Here is a 14,303-nt window from a genome sequence, read left to right as displayed (position 1 = left end):
GTTGATACACCGCTGTCGGATGTGTAACGCGGATATGACAGCTCCGACGGTTCGAGATGAAGGACGGAAATTTTGTTCCGAATGTTTACAGAGGCCTGACGAACGGTCTGAGGTGCTATTGCCGTGATATCACGGGATGCATGGACGATCCTTATATAGGAGCGAGCTTGCTGGCGAACCGATTCCCCGCGGCGATGTTCGCGAGCAAGCTCGCTCCTACAGAAAGTAGAAGGCCCGCATCAGGCGGGCCTTCTTCGTTCTCGCTCGGGATCAGCTGCTCTGCGGCATCTCGCCCCGCGCCAGGCGCGCATTGATATCGGCGATCACCGCCGGCAGTTCGGCGATGGTGTCGATCAGGTAATGCGGCCGCGAGCCCTCGAACATCTGGCCGATGCGGCGGCGTTCCTGCTCAAGCTTTTCCGCCGGCAGCGCCTTGTACTGCTCGTAGGTCAGGCCCAGGGCGTTGCCCGAGCAGGTCAGCGCCACGGTCCACATGCCGGCGCTGCGGCCTTCGAGGATGCCCGGCCAGGTGTCGTCGACCTTCACGCAGGCCGCGACATCGTTGATCCCCAGGGCGATCACGTTGGCCAGCGCCTGGGCCGGGTACGGGCGGCCGTTGGGCACTTCGTCGGTGGCGACCACATGGTCGGCGACATAGCCGTTGGTCTTGGCCAACGCCACGACCTTCTCCATCACCACCGCCGGGTAGCCGGAACAGGAACCGATCTTCAGCCCGTTCCTGCGCAGGTCGGCGATGGCATCGAGCGCACCGGGAATCAGCGCCGAATGCTCGGCGATCTTCTCGATCTGCAGCGGCATGAAGCGTTCGTAGATGGCGGTGACATCGTCGTCGGTGGGCAGATGACCGAAGGCCGTACGGTAGCGTTCGCCGATGGCGGGGATGTCGCACAGGGTGCGGATGTGGTCCCACTTGCCCATGCCCATCGGGCCGCGGGCTTCTTCCAGGCTGACCTGCACGCCGAACTCGGCGAAGGCCTCGACGAAGATCTGGGTCGGCGCGAAGGAGCCGAAGTCGACCACGGTGCCGGCCCAGTCGAGGATGGCGGCTTGCAGTTGCTGGGGTTGCTGGTAGTGCATGGCGGTGCTCCTGTGAGGGGATTCTTGGTGAAAGGCAGGATGAGCGCGGCCCGCCCGGCGTCATGGCAGGCTCGCGGTGTCACGGGGTGTTCGGGTTGAAAATCAGGCCGTGGAGTCGAACAGCTCGGCGATGATCGGCCGCTTGCGGCGGATGCCCAGGCAGCACAGGTAGTAGTCGATGTGGAACGGGTCCTCGGCGAAGGCGATGGAGCGCGTGCCGGGCCGGTCGGCGTATTCCACCGCCGAGACGAAGCCCACGCCGATGCCGTGCACCACCGCATGGACGATGGCCTCGCGGCTGTTCAGCTGCATCGCGCAGTCCAGCTCCACGCCATGTTGCCGGCAGCCTTCCTCGACCAACTGGCGGGTGCGCGAGGCCGGCTCGCGCAACACCACGCGCTGGCTGGCGATCTCCTGCACGCTGACCGATTCCTGCTGCGCCCAGGGGTGGTCGTCGCGTACCACCGCGAGGATCGGGCAGGTACGGTAGAGCTGCGTGCTCAGGCGCTGGTCGAACTCCGAGAGGGCGAGGATCGCCACGTCGATATCGAAGTTGTACAGCCGCTCCAGGGTGCCGGCCTCGCTGGTGAAGGAGGTCTCCAGTTCGATGTGCGGGTAACGCTGCATCAGTGCGTAGGTCAGGCTCATGGCGATCGGCGGCGACACCGCGCCGATGCGCAACATGCCCTGCTTGCGCTGCTGGAAGCTCTGCAGCAGTTGCAAGGCTTCGTCCTCCTGGCCGAACAGGCCCTGGGTGATCGCGTAGAGCTGCTCGCCGGCCGGGCTCAGCTCGATGAAGCGCCCGCGTCGATGGAACAGCTCCACGCTGAAGCGCTTCTCCAGGCCGCTGACCTGCTCGCTGATGGTCGGCTGGCCGACGCTGAGCAGCGCCGCGGCCTGGGTGAAGCTGCCGGTGCGGGCCACGGCGTGAAAGGAGCGCAACCACTTGTGGTACTGGTACATGAGGTCTCTCTGTGAGGAAGGCCTGGCTCATTGCCGTGCCCTCAGCGCCGGACGAACAGGGCGACCACCGCGCTGCACACGCAGGCCGTGGTGACCACGATGAAGATCAGCGAAGTATTGCCCGTCGTGTCCAGCATGCGACCGATCAGGGGTTCGGCCAGACCCGCGAAGAGGTAGGAGGAGAAGTTCATGATCCCGGTGGCGGTACCGGCGCGGCGCGCGCCGACCAGGTCCGGGCAGAGCGCCCAGAAGCTCGACGCCGGGCCGTAGACGAAGAAGCCGCAGAGGAACAGCGCGAGCAGGCCGATGCTGCTGTGCGCCGGCAGGCTCCACATCCACAGGCTGGTGAGGGCGCCGAGCACCATGTAGAGCATGATCGCGCGGTAGCGCTTGCTGCCGAACAGGCGGTCGGACACCCAGCCATTGCTCAGTGCGCCGACGGCCATGCCGACTGGCAGGGCGATGGTGATCCACTTCGGGTCGATGAAGCTCTGGCCCTTCTGCCAGTCGGCGCCGAGGAAGTGCACCGGCACCCAGACGATCAGCCCGTAGCGCGCAGCGTTCTGGAAGCCCAGCGACAGCGCAGCGACCAGCAGGCGCGGGTTCTTCAGCACCGCCAGGTAGCGCTGCGTCGAGCTTTCCTCTTCACCGTGGGTCGCTTCGCTGGAGCGGTCCTCGGCATTCGCCACGCCGGTGTCGGCCAGCGGCTCGAAGCCCATGTCCTGCGGGCGTTCCCGCGCCACCAGATAGAACACGATGCCGCCGGCGAGCATCAGCAGCACCGGCAGGCGGAAGATCCAGCGCCACTCCAGGTGCAACACGTCGATCACCACCACCGAGGTGACGTACGACAGCACCGAGGCGCAGCCGGCGGCGAACACGTAGAAGCCGTAGACCTTGCCGCGCTCGGCGGCGCTCCACCAGTTCGACAGCAGGCGGCTGCCCGGCGCCCAGCCCAGGGCCTGGAAGTAGCCGTTGATGCCCCACGGCAGGATCAGGCTGGCGAAGCCGCCGGCGAAACTGGTGACCCAGTTGGCGCCGCAGGACAGCACCGCGCCCAGGCTCATGATGCGCCGGCCGCCGAACTTGTCGGCGAGGTTGCCGTTGATGGCCTGGCCGATGGCGTACATCCAGAGCATGGCGCTGGAGGCCCAGCCGAGGGTTTCCTTGCTCAGGCCGAACTCGGCCTGGATACCGGGGATGGCAAAGCCGAACGTCTGGCGGCCGGTATAGAAGAACAGGTAGCAGAACATCGCGGCGAGCAGCATGCGCCACTGCGCCACGCGGAAGGGCGACACGGATGACTCAAGGCCAGGCAGGGTTTGTGCACGGTTCATGGTTGTTTTCCTTCTTGTTCGCTCGCGCCGGCGCAAGGCTCGGCGTGTCGGCACTCTTCTTCGGTGCAATAGGTTTTCGGTGCAACAGGAAAAGGCGGCAGCCAGGGCCGCCCGGTAAAGGACGACCTCAGGCGGCTTGCGAGCCGATGAAGTTGCGGCCGCGGGCGCCCTGCATGGCGAAGTCGATCATCGCTTCGGCTTCGGCTGCGGTCACCCCGTAGTCGCCGAACTCGGTCTTGACCCCGAGGCGATGGAGGAATTCACGCAGGCGCTTTTGGGCGCCCTTCAGGTCGCTGCCGAAGACGCGCTGCAGCACGCGGTCGCGGTCGGCGTCGCGACCCCAGGCCAGGCCCAGCACCAGCGGCAGGGTGAACGAGCAGGCGATGCCATGGGGCAGGCCGTGGCGCAGGGTCATCTCGTAGGAGATGGAGTGGGCCAGCGCGGTCTTGGTGTTGGAGAAGGCCATACCGGCCTTCAGCGCGGCCAGCGCCATGCGCGAGCGCAGTTCACGGTTGCCGAGGTCCTGCTGCAGGCGCGGCAGGCAGTCGAGGATGTCTTCGATGGCAGAGATGGCGAAGGTGTCGGAGATCGGGTTGGCGTTGTGGTTCCAGATCGATTCCAGTGCGTGGGACAACGCGTCCAGCCCGGTGGACACGGTGACCCCGGCGGGCACGCTGAGCATCAGGTCCGGGTCGATCAGCGCCACCTGCGGCCAGGTGCAATCCAGGTGCAGGGAGTACTTCTTCTGTTGCTGCGTGTCCCAGATGGTCGCCCAGGGCGTCACTTCGCTGCCGGTGCCGGCGGTGGTCGGCGCGGCGACCAGTATCTTGTGTCGTGCCGGGACGAAGGGCTTGCCGGCGGCCAGCAGGTCGAGCAGTTCGTCGAAGCGCCCGGACCCGGTGCCGACGACCAGTGCCTTGGCGGTGTCGATGGCGCTGCCGCCGCCGAGGGCGAACACCGTGGTGCAGTCGCCCGCTTCACGCCAGAAGCGCTCGTGCACGTCGCGCAGCCAGGCTACGTCGGGGTTGGGTTGCACGTCGTCGATGACGTAGGCGAGGCGGTCGCCCAGCAGGTGGCGGACGCGTTCGATCAGCCCCAGTTGCGCGGCTTCGGGGAAGGTCACCAGGGCGACCTTGCCTTGGCACAGGTCGGCGATGCGCTCCAGGCTGCCGCCGCCGAAAACGGTGGCGACCGGATTGTGGAATCGGGCAGGCATGGGCAGTTCCTTGTTGTTGTTTGAACGTGCGGCCATGCTCCGGGCCTCGTCGGTTTCGTTCCAATCGATTGATCGCAGGTGGGCATCGGCCTGACCGATAACGGCGGGTGCGGACATCTGGCAAAACTCCAGGCATGAACCTGCCCGGCGCGCGCCCGGAAGGCGCACGCGGCAGGGTTGAAGAGGGCGGGTGGATCAGTGCCGGCCGTTGCCCTGGATGGCGTGGCGCAGGCGGTTGGAGAGCAGGTCGGCGAGCACCACCATGACGGTGATGACGAGGATGCAGGTGGCGGTCTCCGGGTACTTGAACAGCTTCAGGCTGCTGACCAGTTCGAAGCCCAGGCCGCCGGCGCCGACCATGCCGAGCACGGTGGCCGAGCGCAGGTTGACCTCGAAGCGGTAGAGCACCACGGCGATCCAGGCGGTGATCACCTGCGGCAGCACGCCGAAAGCGATCACCTGCAACGGCCGCGCGCCGGTGGCCTGCAAGGCTTCGATAGGGCCCTGGTCGATTTCCTCGATGCTCTCGGCGAAGAACTTGCCGAGCATGCCCACGCCGTGCAGCGCCAGGGCCAGTACGCCGGGGAAGGGGCCGAGGCCGACCGCCGAGACGAACACCAGGGCGAGGATCAACTCGTTGATGCTGCGGATGACGTTGAGCAATTGCCGTGTGCCCAGGTACAGCCAGCGGTTGCCGTGCAGGTTGCGCGCGGCGAGGAAACCCAGCGGCACCGCCAGGACGATGCCCAGCAGCGTGCCCCAGAGGGCGATCTGCAGGGTTTCCAGCGCCGGGCGCCAGAGGCTGGGGAGGATGCTCAGGTCCGGCGGCAGCGAGCGACTGAGGAAGTCGCCGATCTGCGGCAGGCCGCTGGCCAGTTCGCTCCAGCTCAGCTGCGCGCCCTCGGCGCTCCAGTGCAGCAGGTAGATCACCGCCAGAACGGCGGCGCCGGTGGTCAGCCAGCCGCGCTTGCTGTGTGGTGTCTCGACCATCCACTGATGGCTTCGCAGGTTCATGCGCCGACTCCTGTGCCGCTGGTGTACACCGCGCGAGCCGCCGCCTGGTAGGCGGTCGCCTCGCCGCTTGGGCGTTGCTGGTAGATCCGCTGCAGGGCCGATTCATCCAGTTCCCCGGCGCTGCCGTCGAAGACCACGCGGCCGTTGGCCAGGCCGACGATGCGGTCGCCGAACTCGCGTGCCAGGTCCACCTGGTGCAGGTTGCACACCACGGTGATGCCCAGGGTGCGGGTGGCTTCGCGCAGGTAGTGCATGACCAGCTGCGCGGTCTTCGGGTCGAGGCTCGCCACCGGTTCGTCGGCGAGGATCACCTGCGGCCGCTGGGCCAGCGCGCGGGCGATGCCGACGCGCTGCATCTGCCCGCCGGACAGCGAATCGGTGCGCGCATCGGCCTTGTGTTCCAGCTCCACCCGGCGCAGGCATTCGCGGGCCAGGGCGATGTCTTCGCGGCTGAACAGTTGCAGTACCGAGGCGAGGGTGTCGACGCAGCCCAGGCGCCCGGTGAGCACGTTCTTCAGCACCGACAGGCGCGGTACCACGTTGTGCTGCTGGAAGATCATCGCCACCCGGCGGCGCAGCTCGCGCTGGTCGCGGGGCTGCAGCGCATCGACCCCGGCGACCTGCAGCGTACCGCTGTCGGCCTGCGCCAGGCGGTTCATGCAGCGCAGCAGGGTGGACTTGCCGGCGCCGGACTGGCCGAGGATCACCACGAACTCGCCGGCCTCGATGCGCAGGTCGATCCCGCGCAGCACCGGGTTGTCGCCGTAGCCCTTGGTCAGTTGGGCGACGCGGATCATTTCAGGCTCCGCAGGTCGAGATCGAGCACCTTGGCGGTGTCGCGCACGACGTTGTAGGCGGCGTCGTTGGTGGGCTGGAAGCCGTTGAGTAGGCCCTGGTCGCCCCACGGCACGTCCTTGATCGAGGCGAACGCGGCGACCAGTTTCTTCTGCAGTTCCGGGTCGAGGTTCTTGCGCCAGACCATGGGCGACTCGGGGATGTCGTCGGATGTCCAGACGACCTGGAAGTCATCCTGCTGCACCTGGCCGGCGCTGATCGCGCCGGCGAGGATGCGGTCGGCCACGGCGGCGGCATCCACCTTGCGGTTCTCCACGGCGAGGATGCTGGCGTCGTGGGAGCCGGAGAAGATCACCCGCGAGAACAGCGCCTTCGGGTCATGCCCGGATTGCTCCAGGCCGGCCTTGGGGAACAGGTGGCCGGAGGCCGAGCTGGGGTCGACGAAGGCGAAGGTGTGGCCCTTGAGGTCGTCCAGGCTGCGGATGCCGCTGTCCTTACGGGCGATGATCAGGCTGTGGTAGGCGCTGCTGCCGGTCTTCTTGGTCACCGCCACGGCGAAGGCGTCGGCGCCGGCCACCTTGTTCGCCAGCACATAGGAGAACGGGCCGAGGTAGGCGACGTCCAGCTTGCCGGCGCGCAGGGCTTCGATCACGCCGTTGTAGTCGGTGGCCACGAAAGGCTTCACCGGCATGCCCAGGCGTTCCTGCAGCTGGTCGAGCACCAGTTGGCTGCTCTTGATCATCGCCTGGGAATCCTCGGAGGGGATCAGGCCGACGGTGAGGGCGTCCTGCGCCTGGGCAGTCGAGAGCAGGGCGGAGGCGAAGGCGAGCGGCAGCACGGCGAAGCGGAACAGTCTGGTCAGCGAAGTCATGGCGTTACCCGGAGGTTGTGTTCGGTAGCGCCAAAGCTAGGGCTGTCATGTGACAGTCACGCCATCAGATCAATATGGGTTTGCACGCAAATCCATTGATAGGAGCTATGGATGTCCACCGCCCGCCTGCGTACCTTCCTCGCCGTCGCCCGCCACGCCAGCTTCAGCGCCGGCGCACGGGCCATCGGCCTCAGCCAGCCGACGGCGACCACGCAGATCCAGGGCCTGGAGCGCGAGTTCAACGTCGAGCTGTTCCACCGCCGTGGCCGTCGCATCGAGCTGACCGCCGTGGGCCGCGCCTTGCTGCCGATTGCCCAGCAGATGTCGATGCTCGAATCCGAGGCGACCAACCTGCTGCGCGATTCCGGCCAGCTCAATCGCGGCCAGCTGAAGGTCGGCGCGGTGGGGCCGTTCCATGTGATCGAGATGGTCGACCGCTATCGCCGGGACTATCCGCAGATCGACGTATCGATCCGTATCGGCAACTCGGCGTCGGTGCTCGCCGACCTGGAGAACTACGTGACCGATGTCGGCGTGCTGGCCGGGCTGCATGACGATCCCGCCTTCGTCGCCGAGTTGTATGCGCGGCACCCGGTGATCCTCTTCGCCCACGCCGAACACCCCTTTGCCCGCCACGACGCGGTGCCGGTGCAGGCGCTGCAGGGCCAGCCGCTGCTGCGTCGCGAGCAGGGTTCGACCACCCGCGTCGCCCTGGAGCGGGTGCTCGAAGCGGCGGATGTCACACCGCGCATCGCCATGGAGATCGGCAGCCGCGAAGCGCTGCGCGAGGCGGTGATCCGTGGCATCGGCATCGGCGTGGTGTCCGAGGCGGAGTACATCGCCGATCCGCGCCTGAAGGCCATCCGCATCATCGGCGACCCGGTGTTCACCGAGACCTACCTGTACTACCTGGCCGAGCGCCGCAGCAGCCAGGTGATCGCCTCCTTCCTGCGCACACTCGCGCGATAGCACAGCCGCCGGGGCGGGCGTAAGGCTTGTCTTGCGGGCCGGGGGCCGGGTTATCCTGCGGGCCCCGTCGCCGTCACGAGACTGTCATGTCGTCCGCTGCCGAGCAGGCGCTGCTGCGCCGCGCCGATCGAGATTCGCGCAACTCCGCCCAGGTGCTCGGCCTGTGCCTGCCCGCCGACGTGCTGCTCTACCTGTTGCTGCCGATGTACGCGGCGGACTTCGGCGTGACCCTGGTGGAAGCGGGCATCCTGCTGGCGGCCAATCGCCTGGTGCGCATCGTCGGCTACGGCTGGGTGGTGCATTTCTACGCTCGCCATGGCGACCGTGCCGCCTGCAGCCTGGCGGCGCTGGCGACGGCAGCCTGCGCGCTGGCCTCGGCGACGCTCTCCGGGTTTGCCACATTGCTGGTGTTTCGCCTGGTCTGGGGCCTGTGTTTCGCCACCTTCAACCTCAGCACCCAGACCCTCGCCACCGCTGAGGCTCAAGGCGCTGCGCGGCGCGCCGGGCGCTCGCGGGCAACCTTGTCCATCGGGCCGATGCTGGCCCTGCCGCTGGGGGCGGTGATGGCCCAGGCCTTCGGGCCGCGCAGCGTGTTCTTCGTGCTCTGCGTGGCTGCCCTGTGCGGTCTCTGGCGCGCCCGCGCGCTGCCGGCCACGGGGCACGAGATTCCCGTCAGCAACGGTCGCCGCCTGCGCCTGCCGGACAGCATCGCCACCTGGTCCTTCATCGAAGGCGTGACGCTGGACGGCCTGTTCATCTTCGGCCTGTCGCTCTACGCACAGACCCACCTGGGCGGCACCGGCGTGCTGGTGGCGGGCATCCTGATGGCGGCGCGTTATCTCAGCGAGATGCTCTTCAGCCCCTTCGGCGGGCGACTGGCGGACCGCTTCGGCGCGCTACGCATGCTGGTGATCCTGTCGCTGGCCACCTCGCTGGCGCTGCTGATGTTCGGCAGCTACTGGCTGTTCGTCGGCGCCTTCTTCGTGCTGGTGTTGCGCGCGCTGCAACTGCCGCTGGTGGTGACGCTGGTGGCGCAGCGCAACCCGCAGGCGCGCATCCAGGCGCTGGCCGGCAATGCGGTCTGGCGAGATATCGGCGCCGGGCTCGGGCCGATCCTTGCCGGCGTGCTGCTGCCGCAGGTGCCGGCGATCTGGGCCTACGCCGGAGCGGCGCTGATACTGGCGCTCAGTGCGTTGGGGTGCGCCTGGCGGCGTTGAGCCGGCGAGATGCGCGGATTGTTCAAGCGCCGGTGATGCGGCAACGGGAACACTGGTGACTCCCATTGCACCGGAGTTGCCCCATGCGACACCTCTACGCCCCCGCGTTCTTCTTCGGCTTCATCGGCCTGGCCCTGTACCTGGTCGGTGAAGGCGTTTCGCTGCTCTGTCTGCCGGCGCTGTTGCCGCTGGCGATTCTGCTGGCCTTTGTTGCCGAGCGATTCTGGCCGCATCGAGCGGGCTGGAACGAGAGTCACGGCGATGGCGCCCGCGACCTGATCCATGCGCTGGTCAACGAGACGCTGAACGCGCTGGGCATTGCCGCGATTCCTCTGCTGGCCCTGTGGCTACCGCATTTCGGGTGGTGGCCAAGCGATTGGCCGCTGGTGCTGCAATTGCTGGCGGCGCTGCTGATCGCTGACTTCGGCATCACCCTGGTGCACTACGCCAGCCACCGTTCCGCGCTGCTCTGGCGTCTGCACGCGGTGCACCACAGCGTGACGCGCATGTACGGCTTCAACGGCCTGATGAAGCACCCGCTGCACCAGATGCTCGAAGCCCTGGGCGGCACGCTGCCACTGCTGTTGCTCGGTGTTCCCGTGGAGGTTGCGGCGTTGCTGGCCTTCGCCATCGCCATCCAGTTGCTGCTGCAGCACAGCAACGTCGACATGCGTATCGGTGTGCTGCGCCATGTGTTCGCCTGGGCGCCGTTGCACCGCCTGCATCACCTGAAGTACGGCACTGCGGGCGACGTCAACTTCGCGCTGTTCTTCAGCTTCTGGGATCGCCTGCTGGGTACCGCGCTGTACCTGCCCGGCTATGAGTTGGCAGAGGACGACCTGGGCGTCGGCGACCGGCCGGACTACCCGCTGGCGTACTTCGCGCAGCTCGCCGAACCGTTCCGCCGCGCCGATGCAGCGCACCCGCCGGCACCATTGCCGGCAGAGCTGCGCCGTGCGCTAGTCGAGTAGCCGCAGCTTCAGTTGGCGCAGCGTCAGGTCGGCGCGAATGCCGAACTGGCTGCGCACGCTGCGGGAGAAGTGCGCGGAGTCGGCGAAGCCTGCCGCAATGGCGGCGCTGGTCAGGCTGTCGCCGGCCATGGCCAGACGCAGCGCCTGGCGCAGCCGCTGCCAGAGCACCAGGCGACGTACCGATAGCCCCAGTGTGCCGCTGAACAGCCGCTCCAGTTGGCTCAACGATAGCGCGGCTTCTTCGGCCAGCTCCTGGGCGGGCAGGGCACCATCGTCCAGGGCGCGGATGCGTTGCAGGGCCTTGCCCAGGCGCGGGTCGAGTGCACGGCGAGGCAGGGCTTGCAGTTGCGCGGCGAGCGCTGGCAGGTCCGGCCCGGTGGCTCGGCAGACGCGCTCCAGGTCGGCCAGTTCGAAAGCCAGCGGTTCGGCGAAGAGGGTGATGACGGGCTGCTCGCTGGCCTGGATGGCATGGCGCCGGTTCGACGGAATCACCAGCAGCGACCCTCGCTGCGGTTGCTCGTCCACCAGCGCCTGCACCTCGTCTGTGCGAGCCATCAGCAGCTGATGCGCATAGTGCGCGTGTGGGCGGGCGTGGCCGGTGGTGCCGGCGACCAGGCAGAAGTCCGCGCCCAGCCACAGCTCGCCTTGCCAGGCCCGTTCAGTCGGCTGCATGGTGTGCCAGCCATTCTTCGCGGGTCAGCTCCCAGGTTTCCCGCGGCAGCACGCCGCTGACGAAATGGCCTTCGCTGCTGTCGATGCAGCGCATGCCTTCGCGTTCGGAAATGCGCCGCGAGCCCTGGTTGACGATGGCCTTGGGCACCTGCATGAGCGGCCGCTCCAGGGTTAGGAACCAGTAGCGGGTGACCGCTTCGCAGGCCTCGGTCATGTAACCCCGGCCTTGCCACCTCGGCGCGAGCCAGAACCCCCGGTGATTGCCGGGTTGGTCGAAGAGGGAAATGCTGCCGATGGCGTCGCCGGGTGCGCTGGCCAGGCGGATCATCCAGTGCCACTCCTCGCCGCGCGCCATTGCCGGCAGCGCCAGGTCGCGCACGTAGGTCAAGGCACCGTCATCGGGATAGGGCCAGGGCACGCGGCTATCCAGATAACGCACCACCTCCCTGTGCGGGAAAAGGTGCTGGATGGCGTCGGCATCCGCCAGTTGCAGGGGCGTGAGCAGCAGGCGCTCGGTACGCAGGGTGGGCAGGCTATCCATGTCGAGGTCCTGTGTGCGGGCGAGCAGTCTGCGGCTTTTCGCTCGCCCTTGGCCAGCCGGATGACGCGCCCGGTCCGAATGGTCGGGCGACCCCGCACGGATTTCCTACACTCCCATTCCGGCCGGCGCCTTTGTCCCGGCCCGCTGAAGAGAGGTTGTCATGGCCCGCATTGTCAGAATCCACCAATACGGTGACGCCAGCGTCCTGAAACTGGAGGCGGTGGACGTGCCCGCGCCAGCGGCGGACGAGGTACAGATCGCGGTCAGGGCCTTCGGCCTGAACCGCGCCGAAGTGATGTTCCGCAACCACGCTTACCTGCAGGAAGCCGAGTTCCCCAGCCGCCTGGGCTACGAGGCCGCTGGTGTGGTGAGCGCCGTGGGGAGTGCCGTGAAGAATATCGAGGTGGGCGATGCGGTGAGCCTGATCCCGCCGCTGGATATCGCCCGCTGGGGCACCTACGGCGAAGTGGCCAACGTGCCGGCGTACCTGGTGGTGAAGCATCCGCAGAACCTCAGCTTCGAACAGGCCGCCGCGTCCTGGATGCAGTACGTCACTGCCTGGGGTGCGCTGGTGGAGCAGGCGAAGCTGTCGAAGGGCGAGTTCGTGCTGGTCACCGCCGCGTCCAGCAGTGTCGGCCTCGCCGCTTTCCAGATCGCCCGCATGGTGGGCGCCACCTCCATTGCCGTCACCCGCACCCAGGCGAAAAAACAGGCGCTGCTGGAGGCGGGTGCCGATCACGTGATCGTCAGCGACGATGAAAGTATCGTCGAGAAGGTCATGGCGCTGACCGACGGGCAGGGCGCCCGCGTGGTGTTCGACCCTATCGGTGGTCCCGGTTTCGAGGTGCTCACCCAGGCCATGGCCCGCGGCGGCATCCTCCTCGAATACGGTGCGCTGAGCCCTGAACCGACGCCGTTCCCCCTGTTCACCGTGCTGGGCAGGAGCCTGACGCTGAAGGGTTACCTGTACGCCGAGATCGTCGCCGACCCGGCGGCGCTGCAGCGCGCCAAGGCATTCATCGTCAAGGGGCTGGAGTCCGGTGCGCTGCGCCCGGTGATCGCGCGGACCTTCCCGCTGGAGCAGATCCAGGACGCCCATCGCTTCCTGGAAGCCAACCAGCAGGTGGGCAAGATAGTCGTCACGGTGTGACGCGGGATGCAAGGTCGCGGGCGCCCGGTATTTTGCTGGCGGTGATCCACGAGGCCCGAACAGTGTCGCCGCCGCATCCCCCCGCTGGTTTGGCGTCCCGGCGCCTGCGCATCGAACACCAGCGCCTTGTCTCGGTCGGCTGGCCCCGTTCAGGCTGCGCTGTGCTGGGCGAAGGCGAGGTGGTAGCCGTTGCAGTCGCGCACGCCGAACTCCCGCGAGCCGTAGGGCATGTCCTGCAGGGGCCAGGCGATCTGCGCCTGCTCCTTTACCGCGTCGTAGTAGCGCTGGATGTCGGCCAGTTGCAGGTAGAGGGTGCCGGAACAACCTGCCTCGCTGCCCCACAGGTCCTGCGCGGTGAACAGCAGGCGGCAGTCTTCCAGCTGCACGGTGAGCGTCCCCTCGGCGGAGTCGGTCACGGCAAAGCCGAGCACGTCGCGGTAATGCTCACGGGTGAGGTCCAGGTCGTGGCAGCGCAGCAGCAGGGTCAGCGGCATGGGAAATCCGGAGGTGGGAGCGAAATCCGGATGATGGCACGGCCCGGGCCGGTCGTCAGCGTGGAATGACCTGCCGGCGGAGAACCAGGGCCGCGGCGAAGTGCAGGTCTGCCCGTGGAGGGCGAGAGGGCTTACTTGCGCAGGACGTAGATGCGTACCCCATCCACGCCGGGGATCACGTTGCAATGGTGGATCTGGGAGAAACCCAGGCGCTGGAATTCACGTTCCAGGGCGCGCGCATTGGCGAAGTCGGGGCCGATGGGGTGCGGGTCCGAGCCGCAGGGGCAGGGCTGTGTGTCGTCGAGCGAATTCGAATGGCCGATGCGGGCGAACAGGATCACGCTGTCGCGCGTCACCGGAATCCATTGGTTCAGCAAGCGGACGTTGCGGCTGTTGCAGGCGGTCCGGGGGATTTCCGGCAGCAGCAGGCAATCGACCGAGCCCTTGCGCAGTTCTGCGCCCTCCAGCGGCGCCGGCAGGTCGCGGATCCGCCGTTTCATCGCTTCGGGCAGCTTGCGGTGGGCGTCGGCCAGCGAGTCGCCCGACGGGCAGGTCGCGACGATGATGCGGTTGCTGTGTTCCAGCAGCACGGGCCAGGAGGCGCCGGGCGACTGCGAGACTTCCAGCATCAGGATGGGCTCCTCGGCCATGCGCAGGGCCAGGCGCAGCAGACGCTTCTCCCGCCACTGGCGAATCCGCTGGCAAAGTCCGCCGCCGGACGAACCGCGGGCAGGGGCATCGGTCTGATGTCGGGAGGAGGGGGTGAACAGGCGCTGGGGATCGTTCATGGATAGGGACTCGTCAGTTACTGTCCATTGTCGAATCGAGCGATCAAGGTCTCGTCAAGGACATGTGAAAAAGACGTGGAGGAGGATTTTTCGTGAGCTGTTGCCCGGGCATTCAGGCGAGCGGTTCCGGATCCTGGACAATTTACGAATCCCGCAGCTTATTTTGACGATTTCTTTTCCTTCCCCCTTGTAGTGTCCCGCCCGGAT

General features: G+C 67.3%; 15 protein-coding genes. 4 read left to right on the top strand and 11 right to left on the bottom strand.

Going from position 1 to position 14,303, the window contains the following annotated elements:
• Positions 1-270 precede the first annotated feature (270 nt).
• From phnX to phnD, 7 genes are all read right to left on the bottom strand, one after another.
• Complete coding sequence (gene phnX, locus PNI01S_RS01350; RefSeq protein WP_084357286.1) at positions 271-1,098, bottom strand: phosphonoacetaldehyde hydrolase; 828 nt, start codon at positions 1,096-1,098, stop codon at positions 271-273.
• Between the two features lie 102 nt (positions 1,099-1,200).
• Positions 1,201-2,061 (bottom strand): LysR substrate-binding domain-containing protein, encoded by an 861-nt coding sequence (locus tag PNI01S_RS01345; protein WP_024763510.1) that lies wholly within the window; start codon positions 2,059-2,061, stop codon positions 1,201-1,203.
• A 41-nt stretch (positions 2,062-2,102) separates the two neighbouring features.
• Positions 2,103-3,398, bottom strand: coding sequence for an MFS transporter (locus PNI01S_RS01340; RefSeq protein ID WP_084357285.1), 1,296 nt, complete (start codon positions 3,396-3,398; stop codon positions 2,103-2,105).
• A 127-nt stretch (positions 3,399-3,525) separates the two neighbouring features.
• Positions 3,526-4,614: an iron-containing alcohol dehydrogenase PsrA gene (gene psrA / locus PNI01S_RS01335; RefSeq protein WP_084357587.1), complete on the bottom strand. Its 1,089-nt coding sequence runs from the start codon at positions 4,612-4,614 to the stop codon at positions 3,526-3,528.
• A gap of 195 nt (positions 4,615-4,809) precedes the next feature.
• Positions 4,810-5,628 carry a phosphonate ABC transporter, permease protein PhnE gene (gene phnE / locus PNI01S_RS01330; RefSeq protein ID WP_024763507.1) on the bottom strand — a complete coding sequence of 273 codons (819 nt, stop codon included), beginning with the start codon at positions 5,626-5,628 and terminating at the stop codon, positions 4,810-4,812.
• A complete protein-coding gene (gene phnC, locus PNI01S_RS01325) occupies positions 5,625-6,425 on the bottom strand; it encodes a phosphonate ABC transporter ATP-binding protein (protein WP_084357284.1) in 801 nt (266 codons plus the stop codon). The genes phnE and phnC overlap by 4 nt, the downstream gene beginning before the upstream one ends.
• Positions 6,422-7,294 (bottom strand): phosphonate ABC transporter substrate-binding protein, encoded by an 873-nt coding sequence (gene phnD, locus PNI01S_RS01320; RefSeq protein WP_084357283.1) that lies wholly within the window; start codon positions 7,292-7,294, stop codon positions 6,422-6,424. The genes phnC and phnD overlap by 4 nt, the downstream gene beginning before the upstream one ends.
• Positions 7,295-7,405: 111 nt before the next feature.
• On the opposite strand from phnD, the gene PNI01S_RS01315 reads away from it, so the two are divergent.
• From PNI01S_RS01315 to PNI01S_RS01305, 3 genes are all read left to right on the top strand, one after another.
• A complete protein-coding gene (locus PNI01S_RS01315) occupies positions 7,406-8,263 on the top strand; it encodes a LysR substrate-binding domain-containing protein (RefSeq protein ID WP_037015629.1) in 858 nt (285 codons plus the stop codon).
• 86 nt (positions 8,264-8,349) lie between these two features.
• Positions 8,350-9,480 (top strand): MFS transporter, encoded by a 1,131-nt coding sequence (locus PNI01S_RS01310; protein ID WP_084357282.1) that lies wholly within the window; start codon positions 8,350-8,352, stop codon positions 9,478-9,480.
• Between the two features lie 83 nt (positions 9,481-9,563).
• Positions 9,564-10,451: a sterol desaturase family protein gene (locus PNI01S_RS01305; RefSeq protein WP_084357281.1), complete on the top strand. Its 888-nt coding sequence runs from the start codon at positions 9,564-9,566 to the stop codon at positions 10,449-10,451.
• On the opposite strand, the gene PNI01S_RS01300 is transcribed toward PNI01S_RS01305, so the two are convergent.
• A complete protein-coding gene (locus tag PNI01S_RS01300; RefSeq protein ID WP_024763501.1) occupies positions 10,440-11,123 on the bottom strand; it encodes a helix-turn-helix domain-containing protein in 684 nt (227 codons plus the stop codon). The two genes, PNI01S_RS01305 and PNI01S_RS01300, sit on opposite strands and share 12 nt — an antisense overlap.
• On the bottom strand, positions 11,110-11,664 hold the full coding sequence (locus tag PNI01S_RS01295; RefSeq protein WP_084357280.1) for a GNAT family N-acetyltransferase: 555 nt from the start codon (positions 11,662-11,664) through the stop codon (positions 11,110-11,112). Before PNI01S_RS01295 ends, PNI01S_RS01300 begins: the two co-directional genes overlap by 14 nt.
• Positions 11,665-11,824: 160 nt before the next feature.
• Here PNI01S_RS01295 and PNI01S_RS01290 point away from each other — a divergent pair, with 160 nt between their 5' ends.
• Positions 11,825-12,814, top strand: coding sequence for a zinc-dependent alcohol dehydrogenase family protein (locus PNI01S_RS01290; RefSeq protein ID WP_084357279.1), 990 nt, complete (start codon positions 11,825-11,827; stop codon positions 12,812-12,814).
• Between the two features lie 149 nt (positions 12,815-12,963).
• Here the strand turns inward: PNI01S_RS01290 and PNI01S_RS01285 are convergent, their stop codons facing one another.
• Together PNI01S_RS01285 and PNI01S_RS01280 are read right to left on the bottom strand one after the other, a co-directional pair.
• Positions 12,964-13,308 carry a VOC family protein gene (locus PNI01S_RS01285; RefSeq protein ID WP_037015618.1) on the bottom strand — a complete coding sequence of 115 codons (345 nt, stop codon included), beginning with the start codon at positions 13,306-13,308 and terminating at the stop codon, positions 12,964-12,966.
• Positions 13,309-13,439: 131 nt separating this feature from the next.
• The gene (locus tag PNI01S_RS01280; protein WP_037015613.1) at positions 13,440-14,096 is read right to left on the bottom strand and encodes a hypothetical protein; all 657 of its coding nucleotides are present in this window, start codon (positions 14,094-14,096) and stop codon (positions 13,440-13,442) included.
• Between the last annotated feature and the right edge of the window lie 207 nt (positions 14,097-14,303).

It is taken from the genome of Pseudomonas nitroreducens NBRC 12694, assembly GCF_002091755.1.
GTDB classification, from domain to species: Bacteria; Pseudomonadota; Gammaproteobacteria; order Pseudomonadales; family Pseudomonadaceae; genus Pseudomonas; species Pseudomonas nitroreducens.
The sequence above is the reverse complement of the archived record's forward strand: the minus strand, read 5'-3'. Positions and strand labels throughout refer to the sequence as shown.

Coding starts and splice junctions, on each gene's coding strand:
- phnD (WP_084357283.1), bottom strand. CDS start 7,294: ATGACTTCGCTGACCAGACTGTTCCGCTTCGCCGTGCTGCCGCTCGCC.
- psrA (WP_084357587.1), bottom strand. CDS start 4,614: ATGCCTGCCCGATTCCACAATCCGGTCGCCACCGTTTTCGGCGGCGGC.
- phnC (WP_084357284.1), bottom strand. CDS start 6,425: ATGATCCGCGTCGCCCAACTGACCAAGGGCTACGGCGACAACCCGGTG.
- PNI01S_RS01310 (WP_084357282.1), top strand. CDS start 8,350: ATGTCGTCCGCTGCCGAGCAGGCGCTGCTGCGCCGCGCCGATCGAGAT.
- PNI01S_RS01345 (WP_024763510.1), bottom strand. CDS start 2,061: ATGTACCAGTACCACAAGTGGTTGCGCTCCTTTCACGCCGTGGCCCGC.
- PNI01S_RS01285 (WP_037015618.1), bottom strand. CDS start 13,308: ATGCCGCTGACCCTGCTGCTGCGCTGCCACGACCTGGACCTCACCCGT.
- PNI01S_RS01315 (WP_037015629.1), top strand. CDS start 7,406: ATGTCCACCGCCCGCCTGCGTACCTTCCTCGCCGTCGCCCGCCACGCC.
- PNI01S_RS01280 (WP_037015613.1), bottom strand. CDS start 14,096: ATGAACGATCCCCAGCGCCTGTTCACCCCCTCCTCCCGACATCAGACC.
- phnX (WP_084357286.1), bottom strand. CDS start 1,098: ATGCACTACCAGCAACCCCAGCAACTGCAAGCCGCCATCCTCGACTGG.
- PNI01S_RS01295 (WP_084357280.1), bottom strand. CDS start 11,664: ATGGATAGCCTGCCCACCCTGCGTACCGAGCGCCTGCTGCTCACGCCC.
- PNI01S_RS01300 (WP_024763501.1), bottom strand. CDS start 11,123: ATGCAGCCGACTGAACGGGCCTGGCAAGGCGAGCTGTGGCTGGGCGCG.
- PNI01S_RS01340 (WP_084357285.1), bottom strand. CDS start 3,398: ATGAACCGTGCACAAACCCTGCCTGGCCTTGAGTCATCCGTGTCGCCC.
- PNI01S_RS01305 (WP_084357281.1), top strand. CDS start 9,564: ATGCGACACCTCTACGCCCCCGCGTTCTTCTTCGGCTTCATCGGCCTG.
- phnE (WP_024763507.1), bottom strand. CDS start 5,628: ATGAACCTGCGAAGCCATCAGTGGATGGTCGAGACACCACACAGCAAG.
- PNI01S_RS01290 (WP_084357279.1), top strand. CDS start 11,825: ATGGCCCGCATTGTCAGAATCCACCAATACGGTGACGCCAGCGTCCTG.